10 protein-coding genes are annotated in these 7273 nt (G+C 68.7%); 6 read left to right on the top strand and 4 right to left on the bottom strand.

Features of this window, described 5'->3' with window-relative positions:
- Positions 1 to 155: 155 nt before the first annotated feature.
- Positions 156 to 842 carry a pyridoxamine 5'-phosphate oxidase family protein gene (locus ABZ260_RS42970; RefSeq protein WP_355629404.1) on the bottom strand — a complete coding sequence of 229 codons (687 nt, stop codon included), beginning with the start codon at positions 840 to 842 and terminating at the stop codon, positions 156 to 158.
- Between the two features lie 404 nt (positions 843 to 1246).
- Here ABZ260_RS42970 and ABZ260_RS42965 point away from each other — a divergent pair, with 404 nt between their 5' ends.
- Together ABZ260_RS42965 and ABZ260_RS42960 are read left to right on the top strand one after the other, a co-directional pair.
- Positions 1247 to 1753 carry a CBS domain-containing protein gene (locus ABZ260_RS42965; RefSeq protein WP_355629401.1) on the top strand — a complete coding sequence of 169 codons (507 nt, stop codon included), beginning with the start codon at positions 1247 to 1249 and terminating at the stop codon, positions 1751 to 1753.
- A gap of 3 nt (positions 1754 to 1756) precedes the next feature.
- Complete coding sequence (locus ABZ260_RS42960; protein WP_355629398.1) at positions 1757 to 2758, top strand: hypothetical protein; 1002 nt, start codon at positions 1757 to 1759, stop codon at positions 2756 to 2758.
- Between the two features lie 48 nt (positions 2759 to 2806).
- Here ABZ260_RS42960 and ABZ260_RS42955 read toward each other — a convergent pair whose 3' ends face one another.
- On the bottom strand, positions 2807 to 3457 hold the full coding sequence (locus tag ABZ260_RS42955) for a response regulator transcription factor (protein WP_350925976.1): 651 nt from the start codon (positions 3455 to 3457) through the stop codon (positions 2807 to 2809).
- Complete coding sequence (locus tag ABZ260_RS42950; RefSeq protein ID WP_355629395.1) at positions 3454 to 4491, bottom strand: HAMP domain-containing sensor histidine kinase; 1038 nt, start codon at positions 4489 to 4491, stop codon at positions 3454 to 3456. The genes ABZ260_RS42955 and ABZ260_RS42950 overlap by 4 nt, the downstream gene beginning before the upstream one ends.
- 135 nt (positions 4492 to 4626) lie before the next feature.
- On the opposite strand from ABZ260_RS42950, the gene ABZ260_RS42945 reads away from it, so the two are divergent.
- Genes ABZ260_RS42945 through ABZ260_RS42930 form a run of 4 tightly spaced genes read left to right on the top strand, consistent with a single transcriptional unit; the run spans position 4627 to position 7061 of the window.
- Positions 4627 to 4971, top strand: coding sequence for a hypothetical protein (locus ABZ260_RS42945; protein WP_355559532.1), 345 nt, complete (start codon positions 4627 to 4629; stop codon positions 4969 to 4971).
- 34 nt (positions 4972 to 5005) lie between these two features.
- On the top strand, positions 5006 to 5272 hold the full coding sequence (locus ABZ260_RS42940) for a hypothetical protein (RefSeq protein ID WP_350925982.1): 267 nt from the start codon (positions 5006 to 5008) through the stop codon (positions 5270 to 5272).
- Entirely contained in the window at positions 5269 to 5778 is a 510-nt protein-coding gene (locus ABZ260_RS42935) for a CBS domain-containing protein (RefSeq protein ID WP_355629392.1), read from the top strand. The genes ABZ260_RS42940 and ABZ260_RS42935 overlap by 4 nt, the downstream gene beginning before the upstream one ends.
- Complete coding sequence (locus ABZ260_RS42930; protein WP_355559526.1) at positions 5775 to 7061, top strand: ArsB/NhaD family transporter; 1287 nt, start codon at positions 5775 to 5777, stop codon at positions 7059 to 7061. The genes ABZ260_RS42935 and ABZ260_RS42930 overlap by 4 nt, the downstream gene beginning before the upstream one ends.
- Positions 7062 to 7090: 29 nt before the next feature.
- On the opposite strand, the gene ABZ260_RS42925 is transcribed toward ABZ260_RS42930, so the two are convergent.
- A partial coding sequence (locus ABZ260_RS42925) for a hypothetical protein (RefSeq protein ID WP_355629389.1) occupies positions 7091 to 7273 on the bottom strand: 183 nt, incomplete at its 5' end.

Below are 7273 nucleotides of genomic sequence, written 5' to 3'. Positions count from 1 at the left end.
CACGGATTCCAGAGCGGCAGGCTGAGGAAGCACCCGCCGGTGGGTCTGCGATCTCGTGTTCAACGTAGCCATCAAAACGCACCTCCTTGAGCTGACGGCCAGGGCTGGTCAACGCGGGGCTTCAAAGCGCATTACCGCGCCTCAAGCCCCCTCCCTCAGGAGGGGGTCGTTGACGAAGTGTGCCGGATGCGCCGTCCGGTGATCTCGCTGGGGATGATCCTGAGATAGAGCTCGCGGTCGCCGCCCGCCCAGGGCTCGACTCCCGAGGCGGCGGCCTCGGCCTGCTCGTCGGTGGAGACGTGGTGGGCGCCACCTCGGATGAGCACGCTCCATCCTTCGCGGGCGGCGTCGTCGATCCGGTCGATCTCGAATGAGATCTTGAACTCGACCCCCTGGACGCCGGTGCGCAGGTTGCTGTCGAGGGGACCGCCGACCGCGGTGCGGACGATCACCGAGTTGTCGTGCAGTACGTAGTTGACCGGCAGGATCGTCAGTCCCGCGGGCTCCTCGAAGGCAACCCTGCCGACACCGCCGGGGGAGATCAGCCGCAGGCACTCCTCGGGCCGCAGCTTCTCCAGGTGGGCGTGGGGGGCGGGACGGCCGTGCCCGGAGGGCAGGTTCATCGTCGCGCCGAGGAGCTCCCCAATGTCGGTGTTCAGGGCGGTGGCCAGTTTGCGCACGGTGTCGAGGGTGGGGGAGGCGGCGGTCTCCTCCAGATAGCCGAGATATCCGGGGTCGATGCCGGCCCGGTCGGCCAGTTGCTCGCGGCTCAGCTGCAACTCCTCGCGTCGCCTGGCGAGCCGGCGGCCCAGGTCGCCCGGGGTTGCCATATGTTCGGTCATCAAAATCTCCCATTAGAACAGAACGAGCAAAGATCTGGCATCGTCAAGCTGACCGTGCAGGGGCTTTGCGGGTTTTTCGGCCACCGCCCCTCTCCCCTTCCGAGAGGAAAACAGTACCCGGCGGGGCGGTGGGCCGCCTCGGGGTGAATCGCCCTCGCGGGGATGTTCCCCTCAGCTGGTATTCCACCACGGGCAGGGTACGAAGATGGGGGCCGGAAGTCCCCGGCGAGCGGGTCTTTCGGCCACTGCGGAGAACGTGGGGAACCGGTCTGATGGAGGGGAGAGGCGGAGGGGGAGAAGATGGCAGCGCAGGTGGTGGCGGGTACGGAAGGCTCGCCTTCCTGGTGGGCCGGTGACGACGCCGTGCCGGGTTCGACGACCCGCCATGCCCGGGGTGAGGCGTGATGGACGTGCAGAGCCTCAGGGTGGCGCGGGTGATGAGCCGGACGCTGGTCGTCGTCGAACCCGACGAGTCCCCGCTCATGGCCTGGGAGATCATGCGTCGCGCGGGTGTCCATCACCTGCCGGTCGTCGACCGGAACGGCTGCCTGCGCGGTGTTCTCACCCAGGAGGATCTCGCCGCCCGCTGGTCAGGCGGCCCGGTCGAACAGTCGCGCGCTCAGGTTCACTCGCTGCTGGCCGAGCACCGCTGCCCGCACACCACCCTCGACGCGCGCCTGGTCGACGCGGCGGCGGCCATGATCGGCGCCGGTGTCGACGCGATCCCAGTGCTGGGGGAGTCCAACAGGCTGGTGGGCATGGTGACCGTCACCGACGTGCTGCGGGCCGTGGCCGGCCTGATCACCGAGGTGGAGGAGCCGCCGGAGCTGATGACGGGGATGTTCCGCCTGGTCCCCGTCCTGCCCAGGTCCCACGGGGCTGACGATTCCTTTACCCGTGATGGAGGTTGAGTCATGATCGCTCGCACCACCGAGGAGATCGCCTCGGCGATCCACACGGCGGTCCAGGCCGCCGTGTGGGCACCATCGGTGCACAATACTCAACCGTGGTCCTTCACCGTCGACGGTGAGGAGATCGCCCTGCGGGCCGACAGCGAGCGGAAGCTACGGCTCGGCGATCCCGAGGGCCGGGAAATGCTGATCAGCTGCGGCGCCGCCCTGATGAACGTGCGGCTCGCGCTGCGCGTGCTCTGCTGCGACCCGCAGGTGCGCGTGCTGCCCGACCCCGACCGTCCCGCCCTGCTGGCGACGGTACGGATGGGGGCGGCCGTCGCCCCGGACGAGCACAGCCGGCTGCTGTACGCCGAGATCGAACGCCGCCGCACCCACCGCGCCGGATTCACCGAGGTGCCCGTGGCGGACCGTCTCGTCGAGGCCTTCGTCTGCCAGGCGAGCGCCGAGGGGGCCCGGTTGACGCCGATCAGGTCCGAGGCCGCCGTCCGGGTGCTCGCCGCGCTCACCTGCGCCGCCGAGGATGTGCAGTCCCAGAACCGGTTGCTCACCCTGGAGATGATCCGCTGGGCACAGCCGCCGGGAAGTCCCCGCACGGACGGGGTTCCGGCGCGGGGCTACCCGCGCGAGCCCAGACGGACCCGTCCGCACTTCGCCCAGCGCGACTACGCCCACGGTCACCCCTGGGGCGACGACTCCGACCAGTTCCGCTCCGCCTCCACCGGAACCGTGGCGGTGCTGACCACGCCGGGGGACTCCCGCGAGGACTGGATCGCGGCGGGCCAGGCGTTGCAGCGGGTCCTGCTGCACGCCTCCGCCTACGACGTCAGCGCCGCCTTCCACACCCAGGCGCTGGAGATGTTCCACCTGCGGGAGTTCCTGCGCCAGGAACTGCTGTCGGGCGAGCACCCCCAGATGATCATGCGCCTGGGCTTCACCTCCGACGAGAGCGAGGGCATCCGGCGGCCGGTCACCGATGTACTGGAAGAACGCGGGCCGGGCTGATCCGAAGGTCACGAGGGAGCGGCGGGGGCGGCCAGGTCCCCGATGCCCTCACGGCTCGATCAGGCCCGCGCGGATGGCGTACCTGGTGAGGTCGAGCCGGTCGCGCATGCCGAGTTTCTGCAGGATGTTGGCCCGATGCCGATCGACTGTCTTCGCGCTGATGAACAGGGTCTCGGCGATCTGCTTGGCCGAGTTGCCCTCGGCGATCAGCTTGACGATCTCCTCCTCGCGCGGGGTCAGGATGCTCTCCGGAATCGCCTCTCCCAGCCTGTCGCGCTGCAGGTAGTGCCGGATCAGGGCGGTGACGGCGCCCGGATACAGGAACGGCTCGCCTCGCATCGCCGCCCTGCACGCCTCCAGCAGGTCACGGTCGGCCACCGACTTCAGCACGTACCCCGAGGCCCCCGCCTTGAGCGCCTCGAAGAAGTACTGCTCGTTGTCGTACATCGACAGGATCAGCAGCCGGATGCCGGGCGCGCGCCGTGAGATCTCGCGGGCCGCCTGCAGGCCGGTCATCCGCGGCATCGCGATGTCGAGGATCGCCAGGTCGACCGCCTCAGGTACGGCCGCCTCCACCGCCTCGGCGCCGTTGGCCGCCTCGGCCACCACGGTGAGGTCGGGCTCGGCGTCCAGAATCAGCCGCAGCCCGCGGCGGACCAGGGCGTGGTCGTCGGCCAGCAGGATCCTGGTGGGGTTCATCGGCTTCCTTGTTTGTTCTCGGCCGGCACGGTGAGCCGGACGTCGGTGCCGCCGCCCTGGGGAGAGGTCACGGTCAGGCGGGCGCCGATGAGCATGGCGCGCTCGCGCATCCCGCGGATCCCCGCCCCGTCCTGGCGCACGCCACCGCGGCCGTTGTCGGTGATGCGCAACTCCAGGCCGCCGGGCCCCGCGGTCAGGGACAGTTCGACTCGGGAGGCGCAGGCGTGCCTGGCCGCGTTGGTCAGGCCCTCCTGGGCTATGCGGTAAATGACCAGTTCGACGTCCTCGCTCAGTGAGGGCAGTTCTGGATCGACCCTGCGGGTCACGGGAACGCCGCTGCTCTGGGAGAAGTCGCTGCTCAGCGCGTTGAGGGCGCTCTGCAGGCCGAGATCCTCCAGCACGCCGGGGCGCAGGCGGCGGGCGACCTGCCCCACCTCGTCCAGGCTGGCGCGGACGCTCTCCTGCACCCCGCGCAGCTCCTCGCGCAGATCGTCGGGTGCACGGTCGGCGGCGTGTTTGAGGCTCAGCAGGACCACGGTGAGGCTCTGGCCGATCTCGTCGTGCAGCTCGCGGGCGATGCGCCGTCGCTCGCCCTCCTGCGCGGCCAGGGCGTGGGCGCTGCTGGCGCTGTGCTCGGCCTCCAGCCGGTCCAGCATCGCGTTGAACGTGTCGATCAGGTGGGTCAGATCGCCGTTGCCGTCGCTGGGCAGCCGGTCCAGCGGATGCAGCAGATTCACCCGCTGCATCAGGGCCGTGAGCGCCTCGAGCGGGGCCAGGCTGGTGCGCAGAAGCAGCGCGTTGGCGGCCAGTATCAGCGCCAGGCCGACCGTCAGCACCGGGATCTCGGTCAGCAGCACCGGCGAGGACACGGTGGCAGGAGAGAGCGCGAGCACCAGCGTGCCGACCGTGAAGACCAGTCCGTTGATCACGAACAGGCGTTTGAACAGGATGCGCGCCGGGCTGCGCGTTCCTGCCACCTTTTCGGGGCGCTCGCTCATCTCATCAGCCTCCCGGCCGCCGAACGGCTTGTCCATGGGGGGCGTCTCCCATCTTCTCGTGCCGCCTCTGCACGTTCCACCCCTGATCAGATGGGTGCTGGCCCTGATGGTGACAGAGCCGCGACACCGATGGGATGGAGGGGCGGCGGACACCAACAGGCAGGAGAGGCGATGAGTACCAACGATGTCGGCATCCTCTGGTTGGAAGCCGCCACCCGTGACGGTGTCACGATAACCGTCAACGCGGTCGCCCGGGCTCTGGTCACCGACCCCGCGGCGTGCGCCTCCTATCCGGGTTCGCCGGGCGCCGCCATGCTGGCCGCAGCCGAAGCCGAGATCCGCCGGTACGTCGGGGAGCGCGATCTGTCGCGGCTGTCCCGGTGTGTCGATCTCGCCGGCGACGCCTATGACGGGACCTGCCACTGGGGCGTCGAGGTGACGCTCGTGGCACTCGCCCGTGTCGAGGTGCGACTCCAGGAGGACCTGATCCGCTGGGCGGAACGACTCGCCTCGTGACCGCGGCTTCGAGTGGAAGGGAGTGACCACCGATATGAACATCACACGTACGACTGTGCCCGGTGAAGGGGTCCTGTTCCACTTCGTCACCCGAGACGGCCAGAACCTGGCGGTCATGGTGGACAGGAACGGATCCCGGCGGATCTTGGTGTACGGCGGGGGTGATGAGCCCTCGCAGGCCATCCACCTGGCGCAGGACGAGGCCGACCAGATCGCCCAGGTCCTGCACAGCCGGTCGGTGGACGACAGGCTGGCCATTCTCGAACAGCGGATGGCCGAGATCGCAGGAGGGACACCGTGAGCACACCGCCCGCGGTGCGCCATCTCACCCGACAGGAAGGTGCCATGCAAGCGCGCGACATCGCGGTGAGCCTTCCGACGGTCACCACGAGTGACTCCGTCGCGAAGGCCGTACGGGTCATGGTGATCGGCCGCCTGCCCGGACTCATCATCGTGGACGACCGCTCGCGGCCCAAGCTGGTACTTCCGGGCACCCAGGTGCTGAGGCTGGCCGTGCCCGGTTCCTACCAGGAGGATCCCGCGCTGGCCAGGACCATCGACGAGGCCTACGCGGACCAGTTCTGGCAGGACCTGGGCAATCGCACGGTCGGTGACTGCCTGCCGCGCGAGCACGCCAGGCCGGTGACCGTCCCGGTGGACGCGAACCTGCTCGAGGTGGCCGCGCTGATGGCCAGGATACGCAGTCCGATCGTGGCAGTGGTGGAACGTGACGGCTCGCTGGCCGGGGCGATCACCCTGGAGCGGCTCCTCACCAGCCTGGCCGTCTTCGGCCTCGGTGAGTCTTGAGCGCGCTGCTCGCCCTAGGGATCTTCCTCGTCGCGTTCTTCTTCATCGCCACCGAAAAGGTGAACAAGGTCAAGGTGGTCCTTGTCGCCGCGGGCGCGATGGCGGTTCTGGGGCTGATACCGGGCTCCGAGGTGTTCTTCTCCGAGCACGAGGGCATCGACTGGAATGTCATCTTCCTGCTACTCGGGATGATGATCATCGTAGGGATCATCAAGCAGACAGGGATCTTCGACTACCTGGCCATCTGGGCGGCGAAACGTTCCAAAGGCGATCCCTACCGGCTCATGGTCATGCTGATGGTGATCACCGCCATCGCCTCGCCCTTCCTCGACAACGTCACCACGATCATGCTGGTGGCGCCGGTCACGGTGGTCGTGTGCGACCGGCTGCGGATTCCGGCCCAGCCGTACCTGATCGCGGAGGTGCTGGCCTCCAACATCGGCGGTGCGGCGACCCTCATCGGAGACCCGCCCAACATCATCATCGGCAGCAGGGCGGGACTGACGTTCAACGACTTCCTGGTGCACATGGCGCCCGTCGTGGTCGTCGTCTTCGTCGCCTTCGTGCTGCTGACCAAGGTGCTGTTCAGAGGGTCCTTCCAGTACAACCCCGAGCACGTCGCCGCGGTGATGGCACTGCAGGAGCGGCGGGCGATCACCGATCCCAAGCTGCTCGTGCGCTGCCTGGCGGTGCTCGCCGCGGTGGTGGTGGGGTTCGGGCTGCACGCGGTGCTGCACATCGAGCCGTCCATCGTGGCGCTCGTGGGAGCGGGAGTGATGCTCCTGCTGTCGCGGGTCTCGGTCTCCGAGGTGTTGTCGGAAGTCGAGTGGCCGACGCTGGTGTTCTTCATCGGGTTGTTCGTGATGGTCGCGGGGCTGGTCGAGACCGGCGTGATCGCGACGGTGGGCACGTGGGCGATCGAGGCGGTCGGCGACGACTACTTCCTCGCGGCGACGTCGCTGCTGTTCGGTTCCAGCGTGCTGGGCGCGTTCTTCGACAACATCCCGTATGTCGCGACGATGGCACCGATCGTCGAGGGGATCGTGGCGCAGGCTCCCGACGCGGCGACCGGACAGGCGCTGTGGTGGGCGTTCGCGCTGGGTGCCGACTTCGGCGGCAACGGTACGGCGGTGGCTGCCAGCGCGAACGTGGTCGCGATCGGGATCGCGGCGCGGACGGGCCACCCGATCAGTTTCTGGCAGTTCACCAAGTACGGAATCGTGGTGACGGTGCTGAGCACGCTCATGGCCTGGGCGTACGTCTGGCTGCGTTACTTCATGTGACATCCTCCCCCTCCCACGGGAGGGGGATTTCAGTCGAGCAGGCGTACACCACTCGCGGACTCGCCCGGCGGCTGCGTGGTCGAGCCCTTGTCGGCGGTGGTCACCATGACCTTGACGTTGCCCTCGGAGTCGGTGATGGGCACCGTGATGGGCTTGCCGGGCCGCAAGCATCGTCCGATGCGTCGAACGAGACCACAGAGGTCGGGGCGGCC

This window comes from Streptosporangium sp. NPDC006013 (genome assembly GCF_040614275.1).
In the GTDB taxonomy this organism is placed as follows: domain Bacteria; phylum Actinomycetota; class Actinomycetes; order Streptosporangiales; family Streptosporangiaceae; genus Streptosporangium.
Note: the sequence above shows the minus strand (reverse complement) of the source record. Positions and strands in the feature narration are given on the sequence as shown.